This window comes from Allobosea sp. Tri-44, assembly GCF_004123845.1.
GTDB lineage: Bacteria > Pseudomonadota > Alphaproteobacteria > Rhizobiales > Beijerinckiaceae > Allobosea.
The window spans coordinates 70,659-86,424 of sequence record NZ_NBDP01000003.1 but is presented as its reverse complement, the minus strand read 5'-3'; the positions used below and the strand labels follow the sequence as shown (position 1 = coordinate 86,424).

Sequence of the window (15,766 nt, the reverse complement as noted above, 5' to 3'; positions counted from 1 at the left end):
ATGTCGGTCTCCGCCTTCTGCATCCGCCATCCGGTCGCGACGATCCTGATGTCGTGCGCGCTCATCCTCGGGGGCCTGTTCGCCTGGCGCTCGCTGCCGGTCGCAGCGCTGCCCCGGGCTGAATTCCCGGTCGTCAACGTTTCCGCGCAATTGCCCGGCGCTTCGCCCGAGATCATGGCGACCTCGGTGGCGACGCCGCTGATCAAGCAATTCGCCACCATCGCCGGCATCGACTCGATCGCGACCACCAACGCGCTCGGCACGACCTCGATCGCGATCCAGTTCGCGCTCGACCGCGACATCGACGCCGCTGCGGCCGACGTCCAGGCCGCGATCGCCCGGACCCAGCGCCAGCTCCCGGTCGACATGACGACGCCGCCGAGCTACCGCAAATTCAACCCCGCCGACGCCCCGATCCTGCTGCTGGCGCTGAAGAGCGAGGTCACGCCCCTCTCCAAGATCGACGCCTTCGTCCAGCAGGTGCTTTCGCCGACGCTCTCCACCGTCGAGGGCGTGGCGCAGGTCCAGATCTTCGGCAGCCAGAAATATGCGGTGCGTATCCAGGTCGACCCGACCGCGCTGGCCGCCCGCGGCATCGGCATCAACGAATTGCAGCTGGCGATCACCGCCGCCAACGTCAACACCCCGGTCGGCACCATGCAGTCCGGCCCGCAGCAGTTGACGCTGGAGGCGCAGACCCAGCTCGCCGACGCCGGCCATTTCGCCGACATCATCATCGCCACCCGCGACGGCCGCCCGGTCCGGCTCGGCGACGTCGCCAAGGTGATCGACTCGGTCGAGAATCTCCAGCTCGCGAGCTGGTATGACGGTTCGCGCGCGCTCGTCGTCGCGGTTTTCCGCCAGCCCGACGCCAACACGGTCGAGGTCGTCGACCGCGTCAAGACCGCGATCGGCCAGATGCAGTCGCTGCTGCCGCCGGCGACCACGCTCGGCCTGCTCAATGACCGCTCCGCCTCGATCCGCCAGGCGGTCGAGGACGTGCAGTTCACCCTGGGACTGACCATGGTGCTCGTCGTCGCGGTGATCTTCCTGTTCCTGCGCCGCTTCACCGCGACGCTGATCCCGGCAGTGGCCGTGCCGATCTCGCTGATCGCGACGCTGGGCGCGATGTATCTGTTCGGCTTCTCGATCGACAACATCTCGCTGCTCGGCCTGACGCTCGCCGTCGGCCTCGTCGTCGACGATGCGATCGTCATGCTGGAAAACATCGTGCGCCATATGGAGGAGGACGGGCTTTCGGCCTTCGACGCGGCGCTGAAGGGGTCGAGCGAGATCGGTTTCACCATCGTCTCGATCTCGCTCTCGCTGGTCGCGGTATTCATCCCGGTGCTGCTGATGGGCGGCGTGATCGGGCGCGTCTTCAACGAGTTCGCGGTGGTCGTCACCGTCGCCATCCTCGCCTCGGCCTTCGTCTCGCTGACGCTGACGCCGATGATGTGCGCCAGGCTCGGCGCCAGTGCGGCCGGCCGCGGCGGCGGCAAGGACCGGCTCGCCTTCCTCGAACGCGGCTTCGACGCCCTGCTCGGCACCTATCGCGCCGGGCTCGACCTCAGCCTGAAATACCGTCGCACCGTGCTGATGATCTTCCTCGCCAGCGTCGCCGCCAGCGCCTGGCTGGTTGTGACCATCCCCAAGGGCTTCTTCCCGCAGGAGGATATCGGCCAGCTCCAGGTCGCGACCGAAGCGCGCCAGGACATCTCCTTCGACGCGATGTCGGCCCTGCAGCAGAAGGTCGAGGAGGTCTTCCGGCGCTCGCCCTATGTCGCCCATGTCGCCTCGACCATCGGTTCCGGCGGCCAGTCGAGCAGCCTCAATGCCGGGCGGCTCTTCGTCGAGCTGAAGCCGAAGGACCAGCGCCCGCCCTTGCAGCAGATGCTCGCGGATCTGCGCCGCCAGCTCGCCGCCATCCCCGGCATCGCGACCTACATGTCACCGGTGCAGAACCTCAACATCGGCGCGCGCGCCTCGAAGAGCCAGTACCAGTTCGTCATGCAGGCGATCGACCAGGCGGCGCTGTCAGACTGGTCGGGCAAGATGCTGGAGGCGCTGCAGCACGACCCGCTCTTCGTCGACGTCACCACCGACCTGCAGAACAAGGCCCTGCTTGCCAACCTCGTCGTCGACCGGGCCAAGGCGCAGTCGCTCGGCATCAGCGCCGACGTGCTGCGCTCCAGCCTCTATTCCGGCTTCGGCGTGCGCCAGATCTCGACGATCTACACCACCAGCGACAGCTATCAGGTCATCATCGAGTTCAATCCCGACATCCAATGGTCGAACGATCGGCTCGACCAGGTCCGCTTCCGCTCCTCTTCCGGCGCGCTCGTCCCGCTCGGCACCTTCGCCCGCATCGAGCGCAAGGCCGGCCCGCTGACCGTCAACCAGCTCGGGCAGCTCCCTGCCGTCACGCTGTCCTTCAACCTGCCCGCCGGCCGTGCGCTCGGCGAGGCCGTCCAGCGCATCGACGCGATCAAGGCCGGGCTCAATATGCCGCCGCAGATCGGCACCAGCTTCGCCGGCGTCGCCAAGACCTTCGAGCAGTCGCTCGGCAACCAGGGCCTGCTGATCGCTGGCGCGGTGCTGACGATCTACATCGTGCTCGGCATTCTCTATGAGAGCTTCATCCACCCGCTGACCATCCTGACCGGCCTGCCGGCGGCGGCGCTCGGCGCGCTGCTGACGCTCAAGCTCTTCGGCCTCGATCTCTCGGTCATCGCCGTGATCGGGCTCCTGATGCTGATCGGCATCGTCAAGAAGAACGCGATCATGATGATCGATGTCGCGCTCGAACTGCAGCGGGCCGGCGAGCCGCCGGAGACTGCGATCCGCGAAGCCTGCCTACGTCGTTTCCGGCCGATCATCATGACGACGCTGGCTGCGATCCTCGGCGCGCTGCCGATCGCGATCGGCGCCGGCGCCAGCGCGGAGCTCCGTCAGCCGCTCGGCCTTGCCGTGGTCGGCGGGCTGATCGTCTCGCAGGTGCTGACCCTGTTCATCACCCCGGTAATCTTTCTTGCCATGGAGGGGCTCTCGCGCCGGCTCGGCGGTTCGAAAACGGCCGCGCCCGCCCTGGCGGAACCACCGCGCGCAGCAGGTTGATTAGATGCGGCCCGCAGGCGGACGGGGGTCTCCACGCAGCCCGGCATGCGTGATTGCCCAATGGCGCTTTGCGACATTTGATGTCTCACTCGGCACGCACTTGGCAGACCTTGCGGCATCGAAGGAGAGCCGAGCATGACTGAGATGCCGAAGGGACGGGACGCGCCGCAGGACGAACCCGCACTCGCCTTCGATGGCGTCACGCTCTCGCCGCAGAAGGAGATCGTCAGGGTCTTCTACAAGGAGATGTGGGATCACGCCGACAAATCGCTGATCCCGCGGATCTTCCACGAGGACTTCACCTTTCGCGGCTCGCTCGGCCCGGTCCTGCGCGGCCATCGCGAATTCGCGGGTTATGTCGACTGGGTCACCGGCTCGCTCGGCGACTACACCTCCGACATCCTCGCGCTGGTCGAGGAAGGCAACCGCATCTTCGGACGCTTGCGCTTCCACGGTTTCCATCGTCGCGAAATGTTCGGGGTGCCACCAACAGGCCGCCATGTCTGGTGGCATGGTGCACCGGCCTTCACCTTCGAAGGCGGCCTCGTCCGCGACCTCTTCGTGCTCGGCGACATCCATGGCCTGATCGGGCGTCTGAAGCAGAACTGAGCGACCCTGCCCTATCCCGCGAAGGTCACGCCGGCTTCCCGCGATTCCAGCCGGATCAGCCGGCAGTCCCTGACCGCCGCCTGCCGGTGCACCATCGCCTCACGATAGATCGGATCGCGGAACATCGCGGCGAAGGCCTCGACACTGGGATATTCGGCGATAAAGCAGATGTCCCAGCGCTCGCCCCTCGGGCCGATCAGCATCTGCTCGAAGCCGCCGCGCCAGATGATGCGCCCGCCGAGCCGCGACAACACCGGCGCGCTGATCCGGCCATAGGCCGCGAAGGCCTCGCGACCGCCGCCATGCAGCCCGGCCGGATACTGCGCCTCGGCATTGAGCCGGATCAGGTTCAGCATTTGCACCGGGCCCGGCCGGTCATCGGCACGGAAGGCGGCGAAGGTCTCGCGGCTGAAGCTCGTATGATCGCTCATCCCCACCCCCTCAGCCGGCTTTGGCAACCAGCGACCAGTCGCCGGAATAGACCGGCTGGCGCCGCGCCATCCAGGCGTCGAGCCCTTCGCGCAGATCGGCCGTCGGCACGATGCGGGCGAACTGCTCGCTCTCGATCAGCAATCCTTCGGCGATGCTGGTGTTGATGCCGCGCGTCACCGCGATGAGAATGCTCGCTGCCGCCAGCGAAGAATGCCGCAGGATGCGCGCCGCCAGCGCATGCGCCGCCGGCAGCAGCTCCTCATGCGGCACCACCGCATTGACTAGCCCCAGCTCGAGCGCCCGCTGCGGCGTGAACGGGTCGCCGGTCAGGAGCAATTCCAGCGCGCGCTTGCGGCCGGCGAGCCGCGGCAGGCGCTGTGTCCCGCCAAAGGTCGGCGGCATGCCGAGATTGATCTCCGGCTTGGCGAACATCGCGCGCTCGCTGGCGATGGCGAGCGGCACCGCCTCGGTGATCTCGCAGCCGCCACCATAGGCGAGCCCGTTCACCGCCGCGATCACCGGCTTGCCGAAGGCTTCCAGCCGCGCTGTCAGCGCCTGGCCACGACGGACGAAATCGCGCACCGCCTGCTCCGGCCCGGCTGCGACGCTCTGCGAGAATTCGTGGATGTCGCCACCGGCCGAGAAGGCGCGCTCGCCGGCGCCGGTCAGGATCACCGCCCGGATGGAGGGATCGACCTCGATCGCGTCGAGCATTTCGAGCAGGCGGTCGATCAGCCCGTAGCTCAGCGCGTTGAGCTTGTCGGGGCGGTTCAGCGTCAGCGTCGCTATCGCCTCGCGCTGGTGAATCAGGACGGGATCATTGTCGGGCATCGCCTTGGCCTTCTTCCGGTTTCGACCGGTCGAAGCTGCGCTCCAGGCTTGACGATGTATACTACCTGTACGGTATACATTGGCCATGGCCGAACCTGACAAGCCGACGCGCACCCGCATCATCGAGGCCGCCAGCAAGCTCTTCTATGGCGAGGGCATCCGCGCCGTCAGCGTCGACGCTGTTGCCGAGAAGGCAGGTGTCACCAAGCGCACGCTCTATTATCATTTCGAGAGCAAGGACGAGCTCGTCGCCGCCTATCTGGAGGCGCGCGACCAGCCCAATCTCAAGCTGATGGCCGGCTGGTTCGACAAGGCCGAAGGCGAGCTGCCGCAGAAGATCGAGGCGATCTTCCAGAACCTCGCGCGCTCGGCCCGGCATCCACGCTGGAAGGGCTGCGGCTTCCTGCGCACCGCCGCCGAGCTCGCCAACCTGCCCGGCCATCCCGCGATCAAGATCGGCGCGCGCCACAAGGCCGGCTTCGAGCGCTGGCTCGCCAGCGAGTGCGCCAGCCACGGCGTCGCGGCACCAGACGAACTCGCCCGCCAGGTCGTGCTGCTGATGGACGGCGCCTTCTCGGTCATGCTCGTCCACCGCGACCCGGCCTATGTCGAGGCCGCCGGCCGCGCCGCCGCTGCTCTGGCCGCAGGCTCGTTTCGAGGCTAGCGCGTTGATCAGCACCGGGCTGCGATTTATCGTGCGCCCATGACGCAACGGCCCGTCCTCGCCTACACGCTGCTGCTGATCGTGCAGACTCTCTGCGCGCTGGTGATCCTCTTCCATATCCACACCGCCTTCCGCATCCTGGTCGAGCGGATCGGCCAGCAGCAGACACTGCCGAGCGAGATTCTGGCGCAGGTCTGTGTGGCGGCGCTGCTCGGCCAATTCTGTTACTGGACGCGGCTTTATCTACTGCCGGTGCCGCAAGGCTTCCGCAGCCTGCCTCTTGGACATGTCCTGGCGTTCGCCGCCCGTCTCGGCGCGATCGTTGGCGGCGCGCTGGCCTCGATCTATTTCCTGCGTCACCTGCCGGAGCTGACGAAATTCGGCGACAGCTTCACCCTGGTATGGCGCTCCGGCCTGCTCCTCGCGATCGTGTTCGCGCTGTATTGCTACACAATTGAGCTGGAGCGGCTTGCCGCCGCCTGGCAGGCAGAGCCGGAAGTTGAGGCTCTTCCGTCAGGCGCGCCGGCGCGCGAACCAGAGTCTCCAGCCACGCAAGCGCTCCCGCGCCGCCTGCCCTAGTAAGACCGCACGTCGCCAGGCAGCGCTCGCCTTGATCCGCCCGATCACAACCTGCCGGATCGCATCGATCCAGCCCATGATCCGGGCGAACCAGGGGATGGTGAGGAGCTGCGCCCGCCCGGCATGATAGACGCGCTCGACCAAGAGGAAGCCGGCGAGATGGCCGATCGCCGTCGTGACGATGCCGGCCATGAACGCTCCGCGCGCCAGGAACAGCAGGCCGAGCAGCTTCAGCGGCTCGACGATGGCGAAGGGAATCGCGAGAGCGACGAGCGCGCCATAGGGGGGCAGCCGCCCAATCGCCGTCTCCAGCCGCGCTACCAGCCGGAGTGAGGCGAACCAGGCGATCAATGGCCGGTAGAGCGGCCGCACCAGCTCGTCGAGCAGGATGACGAGCCCCACGACAAGGTCGAGCGGGATGAGAAGCAGGCGGATCAGGGATTTGCGCATCACGCTTCACGCTCCTCGGACCGATCGTATTCGCTCCTCGGATCCACAACCACCCCGTTAAAGCGAGCATCCTGGCATTGCGGCTGTCCCCGGCGCATATGCCAGGAAAAATTTCAAACGATTTAACTCATTTGAGTGGCCGCCGACGTTACCGATTGACAGTTACCTAACGTCATCACGCCTCATGGACGGAATGGCGAGGGCTGCCCGCCATCTGGATTCGCAATCCCTGTGATTTTTCGACGGAAAACCAGGCGGTTGCATGGCTATCGGAGCACCCGGTGATTCATAGATTGGTGGGCTCGACCGCGCTGCGCTACTTCTCCGAGGTGGCCGAGCGCGGCTCCTTTCGCGCCGCGGCGGAATCCCTGCACATCGCAGCGTCGGCGATCAACCGGCAGGTCAGCAACCTCGAGACCGATCTCGGCGTCAAGCTGTTCGAAAGGGCGCGTGGTCGAGCCGGACTGCAACTGACGGAGGCGGGACGCATCCTGCAGTTCCGCCTGCGTTCGGCGATCAATGAACTGCGCACCGCAAACGATGAAATCATCGCGCTGCAGGGTCTGGGGCGCGGGCATGTGACGCTCGGATTCAACGATGTCGTCGTAAATACCATCCTACCCGAAGCGGTCAAAAGATTTCAGAAGTTACATCCGAATATAACCTTCGGCGTCAAAGTCGACAGCACGCGTGGACTCGTTTCGCTCCTGAAGGATGGCGACATCGATTTTGCCGTTGCCTATAATTTCGCTCCGGACGCGGAGCTGTCATACATGGAGAGTCTCTCTCTCAAGATGTATATGATCGCCTCACCCGACCATCCGCTTGCGGCGCGAGCGTCCGTCGCGCTGTCGGATCTCGGCGGACACAATCTCATCCTGCCGGACGGACCGGGTTTCATACGACAGATATTCGATATCGCCTTCGGTGGGTCCGATGCGCGGATCCATCCGATCGTCCAGACGAACTCCTTCGAGCTGATCCATTCGCTTGTCGAATGCGGAGTCGGGGTCAGCGTCGTGACCGGGCGAGAGCAGGCAGGAGCTCGGGCGCGACTGACTCATGTCGAGATCGACGATGCTTTTCTGTCGCAGAATGTGCTCGCCTGCTGCAGATCGCCCGACCGCAACCTGTCACCGGCCGCGACGGCGTTCGCCGGCGTCGTCTGTGACGCTTTGAGAGCGTTCGGACAGCGCGAATCCCGCTCCGGCAAAGCTGGAGACGAGTAGAGCCTGATTCGTGAAGCGATTTCGGCGCACGTCAGAGCACCGCAGGCCCGAACGCGCTGCGCGCGCACGCACTCGTCCGACCGCCTAACAACGCGTCAATCATGAGCCTCAGACATGCCGCCCTAACAAGTAGCGCATGACACAGCACTTAGAGGCTAACGTTTGCCGTGTTTTTCAGCGAGATTCCAAGGATTGCCAGTTTTTTCAGCAAATCCATACCGCAAGCTCAATGCGCTAATTCCGTGTCTTCAAAGAGGCAGAATTGGTGCTTTACCTAGGCGCGCAACCATAGGTACTCATCAAACAGCTCTAATAGGCTTCTGACGCGGCGGTCGACTTAACGTATGAGCAAAACAATTACTGAATTTGAATTAATTTGCTCTAAGGCCGACGCGGCATGGACGGCTATACAGAGTCAATATGTTGACCGGCTAACCACGGCGGAAATCGATTTTCTATTCTCTCACCTCGTCCTCGGCCTGACCTCTCCATTCTATGCCGAGCGCGACCCGGCTCTTCATTTCACGGCCTGCAGCGCCGTCATCGGGCGGAAGCTGCCGCCCGAGCGCGTCCATGCAGCGTTGCATGCTGTTCCCGAACCCAGCCAGCCATGGGTCGAAAGAGCTTTCGGCCTGGCGGAGGAGCACGGGACCAAAATCGCAATGACGCTGGCGGAACAGCGCGACCGAACCAATCACCCAGAAACCACCGATCACACAGACGCCAAAGCCGATGCGGCACATCGAGAGCTTTCGAGCGGGGCCAAGGAGCAAGTGGGCTGATGACTGACTGCACTGACGGGCGCGCGCAGGGTAGGTTCCGTGGCGGCTTCACCGGCAATTGGGTTTCAGGCGGCGACAGCCGCTCGCTGCGCCGCCGGCTGATGGCGGTGCTGCGCATGGCCCACCGCGTGCTCGGCGTCAGTCGCAAGGGCATGGGTCTCGGGACCTTGGGCGCCGGCGGGGGCCTGCGTTCGGCCGGCGCGATCGGCGGCCTCGCCGCGCTCGCCGCGCTCGGCCTCTCCTCGCCAGCCCGGGCGCAATATCAGGCTGGCGGCGGCACGGCGGTTGGCGCCAGCTCCGTCGCCATCGGTGCCGGTACCCAAGCGAATGGCGCGACCAGCGTGGCGTTGGGCACCAATAACAGTGCGACGGGCAACGCTTCGATCGCCATCGGCAATGCGATGAGTGCCAATGGCCTCAATGCCATAGGCATAGGTGTCTTCGCAGGCGCAAACGGCGTCAACGCACTCGCCATAGGCGGGAACGCCCAAGCCACCGGCGACGCAGCAAGCGCCATTGGCGTCAACTCGGTTGCAGCCGCAGGCGCGGCCGCCTTTGGCCTGAACGCGCGAGCCGACGGACTGGAGTCGACGGCGATCGGCTTTGTTACCCGGGCGACCGGGCTGCGCGCCACCGCGATCGGGCATGGGGCAACAGCGTCCGGGCTGGATTCGATTGCCCAAGGTAACAGCGCCACGGCGAGCAACCAGAATGCCATCGCCATCGGCTTCCAGGCGACCGCGACCGCGATCAACTCCGTCAATCTTGGCAACCGGACCGCTGCGGGAATGGGCGCGCTTCAAGAGAGCGCCGTCGCCATCGGCACGGACGTATTGGCGTCCCAGGTCGACGCCGTTGCGATCGGGCGCCAGAGCCGGTCGACGGGCACGAGCGCCACGGCGATGGGCAGGAACGCCAGTGCCTGGGGCAATCAGTCCATCGCATTCGGCCTCGGCGCGGTCGCAGGCGTTCAGGCCAACACGGCCATACCCAACAGCATCGCGATCGGCACCAATGCGGTCTCGTCCGGCGGTTTCGCCGTCGCGCTCGGCCAGGCCACGCAGGCCACTGCCGATTTTGCCACAGCAATCGGCAATGGGGCTATTGCGAGCGGCCAGAACGCCTCCGCATTCGGATCCGGCGCGAATGCGACGGGAGCCAATACTCTCGCTGCCGGCGTCAACGCCAATGCCAGCGGAATCGCCAGCACCGCGCTCGGCATCGGCGCCGTAACCAGCGGCACGAATGCCGTCGCTGTCGGCGTTTCGGCGAGCGCATCCGGGTTGAACGCCATCTATCTCGGCTCGCGCACCTTTGGAGCAGGCGCCAGCGCACAAAGCGCCATCGGCATCGGCACGGACGTGTCGGCGTCCGCAGCCAACGCCATCGCGGTCGGTCTCCAGGCCACTGCGGGCTCCGTCGACGCCGTCGCCATCGGCACCAACGCAAACGCAAGCGGAGGCAAGGCTGTCGCCATCGGCGCCGGCAACGTCGCCTATGGCGACGGCGCGGTCGCGATCGGCGACCCGAGCTTCGCCAGCGGCACCGGCGCCTTCACCGGCGGCGCCAACAACATCGCCAATGCCGACGGCACGGCGAGCGCCACGGCGGCCAACCAGGCCAATGGCGCGGTCGCCATCGGCAACAACAACGTCGCGATCGGCCAGGGCTCGGTGGCGCTCGGCAACTTCAGCCGGGCGGGCGCCGCGGGCGCGGTCGCCTTCGGTGACGCTGCCGTCGCCAACAATGCCCGCGACGTCGCCCTGGGCTCAGGTTCGGCGACCGCGGTTGCGGTGGGCACCCCGAACGCCGTCATCAACGGCACGACCTACAATTTCGCCGGCACGGGCCCGACCTCCACGGTGAGCGTCGGCGCGGCGGGGGCCGAGCGCACGATCACCAATGTCGCGGCGGGCCGGATCAACAGCGGCTCGACCGACGCGATCAACGGCTCGCAGCTCTTCGCGACCAACCAGGCGGTCGACGCCATCGGCATCACCGTCAACAACATCACCACCGGCGCCGGCATCAAGTATTTCCACGCCAACTCGATCCTGCCGGATTCGCAGGCCCTGGGGACGGATTCCGTCGCCATCGGCCCGAATGCAGTGGCCAACAACACCGGCGACGTCGCGATCGGCCTCAATTCGGTGTCGGGCACGACGACGGCGGTGGCGGGCGCGACGATCGGCGGCACGGCCTACAGCTTCGCGGGCACGGCGCCGATCGGCGCCTTCTCGGTCGGCTCGGCCGGCGCCGAGCGCCAGATCCAGAACGTCGCGGCAGGCCAGCTCACGGCCTCATCGACCGACGCGGTGAACGGCTCGCAGCTCTTTGCGACCAACCAGCAGGTCACGGTGAACACGACCAACCTCGCCACGCTCGGCACGACGGTCAACAATATCGCCGGCAATGTCTCGACCGCCTACACCGACGCCAATGGCGACGGCATCCGCTATGTGCGCACCAACGACCGGACCCTTGCGATCACCGATTCCTTCGCCCAGGGGATCGCGGCCACGGCCGTCGGCTACCAGGCGACCGCCGCCGCCGACAATTCGCTGGCGCTCGGCCGCGACAGCCAGGCCACCGTCCTGGGCGGCATCGCGCTCGGCTCGGGCTCGATCGCCGATCGTGCTTTGGCGCCGGCGTCCGGCACGATTACGGTGGGAACCAATCTCATCCCCTACAATACCACCGACAAGACGTTGCTTGGCGCCGTTTCGGTGGGCAATGCCACATCCTTCCGCCAGATCACCAACGTGGCTGACGGAACGCTGGACCAGGACGCCGTCACGCTTCGGCAGTTGAAGGGCGCCATGAGCTCCTTCTCGGTGACGCCGATCCAGTACTTCCACGCCAACTCGACCGCTTCGGACTCGTTGGCGGTCGGTGTCGACTCGGTGGCGGTCGGCCCGCGCACAACGGTCAATGGCGACAACGGCATCGGCATGGGCAACGGCGCCATCGTGCAGATGACCGCGCCCGGCGGCATCGCCATCGGCCAGAACGCGACGGTCAATCTGGCGGACGGAGTCGCGCTCGGCACCAACTCGACCGCGAACGGCATCCAAGCGCTCGCCCTCGGCCCCGGCGCCACGGCTAACCACGCCGGCAGCGTCGCGCTCGGCGCCGGCTCCGCGACGGACGCAGCCGTCGGGACCGCCAGCACCACGATCCGCGGCACGGTCTACAACTTCGCGGGCGCCGCCCCAGTGGGCACCGTGAGCATCGGCAATGTCGGCTCGGAGAGGACGCTGACGAACGTCGCCGCCGGACGCATCTCGGCGGCCAGCACCGATGCGATCAACGGCTCGCAGCTCTATGCGACCAACGTGGCGCTGGAAAGCCTGGCAGGCGGGATCGGCGCGATCACCAACAGCGCCGTCTTCTATGACCTCAACGTGGATGGCAGCAAGAAGAACAGCCTGACCCTGCAGGGCGGCGACCCCAATGCGCCGGTCGTCATCTCCAACGTCGCCGAAGGCGTGAGAGGGACCGACGCCGTCAACGTCAACCAGCTCAACCGGGGCATTACCGAGGCCAAGGCCTACACGGACAGCCAGATCGCAAACATCGTCGATGCCGGCAGGGCCTATACCGACCAGAAGTTCGGACAGCTGAACCAGGAAATTCGCGCAGCTCGCCAGGAGGCGAGGCAAGCCGCTGCGGTCGGGCTTGCCGCCGCGTCGCTCCGCTTCGACGATCGTCCCGGCAAGCTCAGCGTGGCGGCCGGTGGCGGCGTCTGGCGAAACGAGGGCGCGTTCGCCTTCGGCGCCGGCTACACCAGCGAAAACGGCCGCGTCCGTGCCAACCTGACCGGCGCGACCAGCGGTGGCGAATGGGGTGTCGGCGCCGGTGTCAGCGTCACGCTGAACTGAGGCCGGCATGACTGACAAGCGAGCCGCATCAGCCGTGTCCATGGCCATGGCTTGCTTGCTCCTGTCCGGCCAGAACGCGGCCGGACAGGCGCCGGCCGGTTCCGATTACAGGATCAAGCCCTCCGACGTGGCATTGCCTCCCAACGCGAAGCTGGGCGGCTATCGGCGGATCACCCATCCCTTCGAAAACTGGACGCTGATCTGCGACGAAAACCTGCAGGCGCGGCAGAAGGTCTGCAACGTGACCCAGACCATCGAAGATTCGGCCGGCCGCCTGGCCTTCAGCTGGTCGCTCGCGGCCTCGAAGGACGGCAAGCCCTATATGATCCTGCGCACCGCGCCGGATGCGAAATACCCCGGACCGATATCGCTGAGGCTTCCGGGCCAGACCAATCCGGTCAAGGTCCAGCTCGACGGCTGCAACGCCACGGTCTGCGTCGGAATGCTTCCCGTCGGACCGGTCCTGCGCGAGCAGATTTCCAGGAGCGCGACCCCGGAGGTCTCCTATGAGACGACCGGCGGCAAGACCGTGACGCTGGCCGCCACCTTCAAAGGGCTCTCGAAAGCGGTCGAGGCGATCAGATGAACAGGCGAGGCCGATGAACCAGCAATCCATCCATGATCGGATCATGTCGCGGCAGCAGGGCCATTCGGCCCGGCCAGGCCATGTCGACGACGGCGCCGCGTCCAAACGCAGCTGGACCCGGATCGCGACCTATTCCGCCATCGGCATCGTTGTCCTGGGCGGACTCGCCTACGGCTCGATGAATTATGCCACGATCCGCAACCTCGTCTCGCAACCGGCGATCGCGGAAACGAACAAGGCCGACCGATCTCGCCCCGAAACGCCCTTCCTGCAACACGCCAGGCAGGCGGGCCTGAAGAACTGCTCCACCGTGTTCCCCGTCCTCGGTGAATTGCTGACGAATGGCGCGAAATACGACGTCCAGTCGTCGTGGAACAGCGAAGCTGCCGATCGTCATGCCGTGCAGGCCCTGGTCGGCATGAGCTACACAGCCCAGAACTATAGCGGACCTGCCGCCGGCGTCGTTTTCGCCGCGCCGACGCAATCGACCTGCGAAGGCACCATGGTCCGGGTAGCGCCCTTCTCCGCCCCATGCGGCGAGATTCCGGCCGTTCTCCCGCAAGGCAGCAAACTCGCCAATAACCTCGGACAGATCGCCGTCTACGCCCTCGCCAATAATGGCGGAAACGCCCTGCTTCTCCCGACGGCGAGTGGCTGCGTCGTCGTTTCCGTAGCCTCGGCCGCCCGACAATAAGGAGCCAAGATGACACTCCGCTCTGCCATTGCGGCGATCGCCGTGCTTTTCGCTTGCTCGATCCAGCTCGGCGCAGCCGATCTGCAGACCAGGCCGGTCAAGGGGCCGCCCGCGTCAAAGGAAAGCGGCATCTGGGCGGCGATCGCCTATTCGAGCACGAACCAGAAGCACGGCTTCTTCTGGGGCGCCGACAAGCGGCAAGAGGCGGCGGATCTGGCTCTCGCGCATTGCCGGCGGGCTGGGGGCGACGAATGCGTCGTCGTAAGCGTCTTCCGCAATCATCGCCATTGGGACGATGATGACCGCACCGGCTTCCCCTACCATCACTGCGGCGCGCTCGCCGTCGCCGAGGACAAGAGCGACCGCGTCACGCCCTGGAGTGCAAGGGCTGCGCCGACGCGCCAGCAGGCCGAGGATCAGGCCGTGCAGGCTTGCGAGCGGACAGGCACGCGGTGCGCAGTGCGCGAATGGGTGTGCACCTGACGCAACGGCTCGAAGGACAAGCCGGAACGCGGCCGTCGACCGGCCGACTCCTACAATTTCCACTACACCCCAATGAGAACAAAAAAAGAACTTGCGAGAGAGAACAAACCATGACCATAGTCGTTCCCATGGCGCGGATTGAGATGTGGTCGCGCCCCTGCCATAAGGAGCGCACGTCGTGAATCAGGCGAATCTCAGGCTCGTGGAAGGCTCTTCGATGGACAAGGCCAAGGCGCTCGACGCGGCGCTCTCGCAGATCGAACGGGCTTTCGGCAAGGGCTCGATCATGCGCCTGGGCAAGAACCAGCAGGCGATCGAGATCGAGACGGTCTCGACCGGTTCGCTCGGCCTCGATATCGCGCTCGGCGTCGGCGGCCTGCCCCGTGGTCGTGTCGTTGAGATCTATGGGCCTGAATCCTCCGGCAAGACCACGCTCGCGCTCCACACCATCGCGGAAGCGCAGAAGAAGGGCGGCGTCTGCGCCTTCGTCGACGCCGAGCATGCGCTCGACCCGGTCTATGCCCGTAAGCTCGGCGTCAATCTCGACGATCTGCTGATCTCCCAGCCCGACACCGGTGAGCAGGCGCTCGAAATTACCGACACGCTGGTCCGCTCCGGCGCCATCGACGTGCTGGTCATCGACTCCGTCGCGGCACTGACGCCGCGCGCCGAGATCGAAGGCGAAATGGGCGACAACCAGCCCGGCCTGCAGGCGCGCCTGATGAGCCAGGCGCTGCGCAAGCTCACTGCTTCGATCTCGCGCTCGAACTGCATGGTCATCTTCATCAACCAGATCCGCATGAAGATCGGTGTGATGTACGGCAGCCCTGAGACCACCACCGGCGGCAATGCGCTGAAATTCTACGCCTCGGTGCGCCTCGACATCCGCCGCGTCTCGACGCTGAAGGAGCGCGACGAGGCGACCGGCAACCAGGTCCGCGTCAAGGTCGTCAAGAACAAGGTCGCGCCGCCCTTCAAGCAGGTCGAGTTCGACATCATGTTCGGCGAGGGCATCTCGAAAGCGGGTGAACTGGTCGATCTCGGCGTCAAGGCCGGCATCGTCGAGAAATCCGGCGCCTGGTTCTCCTTCGACAGTCAGCGCCTCGGCCAGGGCCGCGAGAACGCCAAGACCTTCCTCAAGGCCAATCCGGACGTCGCCGCCAAGATCGAAACGACCATCCGCCAGAATTCCGGTCTGGTCGCCGAGCGCATCCTGGAGAACGCCGATCCGACCGCCGAGGACCTCGACGAGGGCGAGGCCTGAGCCTTCAAACCAAGGCGCAGAGTCATTAAGTCGACGGGCGGCCTCAAGGCCGCCCGTTTCCGTTTTGTGGTCAGCTTCTTGCCGGGACTGTGTCCTTGCTGGCGCTTTCTGGACAGGCGCACATGCGCTGACTAGAACCACTGCGCCGGGCCAGCCGGCCCCAGC

General features: G+C 65.8%; 14 protein-coding genes. 11 read left to right on the top strand and 3 right to left on the bottom strand.

Annotated features, from left to right (window positions below; genetic code table 11):
• Both B6S44_RS00425 and B6S44_RS00420 read left to right on the top strand, forming a co-directional pair.
• On the top strand, window positions 1–3,117 hold the full coding sequence (locus tag B6S44_RS00425; protein ID WP_129154840.1) for an efflux RND transporter permease subunit: 3,117 nt from the start codon (window positions 1–3) through the stop codon (window positions 3,115–3,117).
• Between the two features lie 135 nt (window positions 3,118–3,252).
• Complete coding sequence (locus B6S44_RS00420) at window positions 3,253–3,726, top strand: ester cyclase (protein ID WP_248309377.1); 474 nt, start codon at window positions 3,253–3,255, stop codon at window positions 3,724–3,726.
• 11 nt (window positions 3,727–3,737) lie between these two features.
• Here B6S44_RS00420 and B6S44_RS00415 read toward each other — a convergent pair whose 3' ends face one another.
• Window positions 3,738–4,157, bottom strand: coding sequence for a DUF1330 domain-containing protein (locus B6S44_RS00415; protein ID WP_129154839.1), 420 nt, complete (start codon window positions 4,155–4,157; stop codon window positions 3,738–3,740).
• A 10-nt stretch (window positions 4,158–4,167) separates the two neighbouring features.
• Window positions 4,168–4,989 carry a crotonase/enoyl-CoA hydratase family protein gene (locus B6S44_RS00410; protein WP_129154838.1) on the bottom strand — a complete coding sequence of 274 codons (822 nt, stop codon included), beginning with the start codon at window positions 4,987–4,989 and terminating at the stop codon, window positions 4,168–4,170.
• Between the two features lie 85 nt (window positions 4,990–5,074).
• Here B6S44_RS00410 and B6S44_RS00405 point away from each other — a divergent pair, with 85 nt between their 5' ends.
• A complete protein-coding gene (locus B6S44_RS00405; RefSeq protein ID WP_129154837.1) occupies window positions 5,075–5,653 on the top strand; it encodes a TetR/AcrR family transcriptional regulator in 579 nt (192 codons plus the stop codon).
• 39 nt (window positions 5,654–5,692) lie between these two features.
• Window positions 5,693–6,232 (top strand): hypothetical protein, encoded by a 540-nt coding sequence (locus B6S44_RS00400; protein ID WP_129154836.1) that lies wholly within the window; start codon window positions 5,693–5,695, stop codon window positions 6,230–6,232.
• Here B6S44_RS00400 and B6S44_RS00395 read toward each other — a convergent pair.
• Complete coding sequence (locus tag B6S44_RS00395; RefSeq protein ID WP_129154835.1) at window positions 6,167–6,685, bottom strand: hypothetical protein; 519 nt, start codon at window positions 6,683–6,685, stop codon at window positions 6,167–6,169. The genes B6S44_RS00400 and B6S44_RS00395 overlap by 66 nt on opposite strands.
• Window positions 6,686–6,963: 278 nt before the next feature.
• On the opposite strand from B6S44_RS00395, the gene B6S44_RS00390 reads away from it, so the two are divergent.
• The 7 genes from B6S44_RS00390 (at window position 6,964) to recA (ending at window position 15,601) form a co-directional block, all read left to right on the top strand.
• Window positions 6,964–7,911, top strand: a complete 948-nt coding sequence (locus tag B6S44_RS00390) for a LysR family transcriptional regulator (RefSeq protein ID WP_129154834.1) — start codon at window positions 6,964–6,966, stop codon at window positions 7,909–7,911.
• Between the two features lie 344 nt (window positions 7,912–8,255).
• On the top strand, window positions 8,256–8,693 hold the full coding sequence (locus B6S44_RS00385) for a hypothetical protein (RefSeq protein WP_129154833.1): 438 nt from the start codon (window positions 8,256–8,258) through the stop codon (window positions 8,691–8,693).
• The gene (locus tag B6S44_RS00380; RefSeq protein WP_129154832.1) at window positions 8,693–12,574 is read left to right on the top strand and encodes a YadA-like family protein; all 3,882 of its coding nucleotides are present in this window, start codon (window positions 8,693–8,695) and stop codon (window positions 12,572–12,574) included. Before B6S44_RS00385 ends, B6S44_RS00380 begins: the two co-directional genes overlap by 1 nt.
• Before the next feature lie 40 nt (window positions 12,575–12,614).
• Window positions 12,615–13,160 carry an invasion associated locus B family protein gene (locus B6S44_RS00375; RefSeq protein WP_248309429.1) on the top strand — a complete coding sequence of 182 codons (546 nt, stop codon included), beginning with the start codon at window positions 12,615–12,617 and terminating at the stop codon, window positions 13,158–13,160.
• A gap of 13 nt (window positions 13,161–13,173) precedes the next feature.
• Window positions 13,174–13,854, top strand: a complete 681-nt coding sequence (locus tag B6S44_RS00370) for a hypothetical protein (RefSeq protein ID WP_129154830.1) — start codon at window positions 13,174–13,176, stop codon at window positions 13,852–13,854.
• A 9-nt stretch (window positions 13,855–13,863) separates the two neighbouring features.
• Window positions 13,864–14,337, top strand: coding sequence for a DUF4189 domain-containing protein (locus B6S44_RS00365; protein WP_129154829.1), 474 nt, complete (start codon window positions 13,864–13,866; stop codon window positions 14,335–14,337).
• 178 nt (window positions 14,338–14,515) lie between these two features.
• Entirely contained in the window at window positions 14,516–15,601 is a 1,086-nt protein-coding gene (gene recA, locus B6S44_RS00360; RefSeq protein ID WP_282568159.1) for a recombinase RecA, read from the top strand.
• Window positions 15,602–15,766 lie beyond the last annotated feature (165 nt).

Bases quoted from the DNA above. Each gene is read 5' to 3' on its own strand.
- B6S44_RS00425 (WP_129154840.1), top strand. From the start codon at position 1: ATGTCGGTCTCCGCCTTCTGCATCCGCCATCCGGTCGCGACGATCCTG.
- B6S44_RS00420 (WP_248309377.1), top strand. From the start codon at position 3,253: ATGACTGAGATGCCGAAGGGACGGGACGCGCCGCAGGACGAACCCGCA.
- B6S44_RS00415 (WP_129154839.1), bottom strand. From the start codon at position 4,157: ATGAGCGATCATACGAGCTTCAGCCGCGAGACCTTCGCCGCCTTCCGT.
- B6S44_RS00410 (WP_129154838.1), bottom strand. From the start codon at position 4,989: ATGCCCGACAATGATCCCGTCCTGATTCACCAGCGCGAGGCGATAGCG.
- B6S44_RS00405 (WP_129154837.1), top strand. From the start codon at position 5,075: ATGGCCGAACCTGACAAGCCGACGCGCACCCGCATCATCGAGGCCGCC.
- B6S44_RS00400 (WP_129154836.1), top strand. From the start codon at position 5,693: ATGACGCAACGGCCCGTCCTCGCCTACACGCTGCTGCTGATCGTGCAG.
- B6S44_RS00385 (WP_129154833.1), top strand. From the start codon at position 8,256: ATGAGCAAAACAATTACTGAATTTGAATTAATTTGCTCTAAGGCCGAC.
- B6S44_RS00380 (WP_129154832.1), top strand. From the start codon at position 8,693: ATGACTGACTGCACTGACGGGCGCGCGCAGGGTAGGTTCCGTGGCGGC.
- B6S44_RS00375 (WP_248309429.1), top strand. From the start codon at position 12,615: ATGGCCATGGCTTGCTTGCTCCTGTCCGGCCAGAACGCGGCCGGACAG.
- B6S44_RS00370 (WP_129154830.1), top strand. From the start codon at position 13,174: ATGAACCAGCAATCCATCCATGATCGGATCATGTCGCGGCAGCAGGGC.
- B6S44_RS00365 (WP_129154829.1), top strand. From the start codon at position 13,864: ATGACACTCCGCTCTGCCATTGCGGCGATCGCCGTGCTTTTCGCTTGC.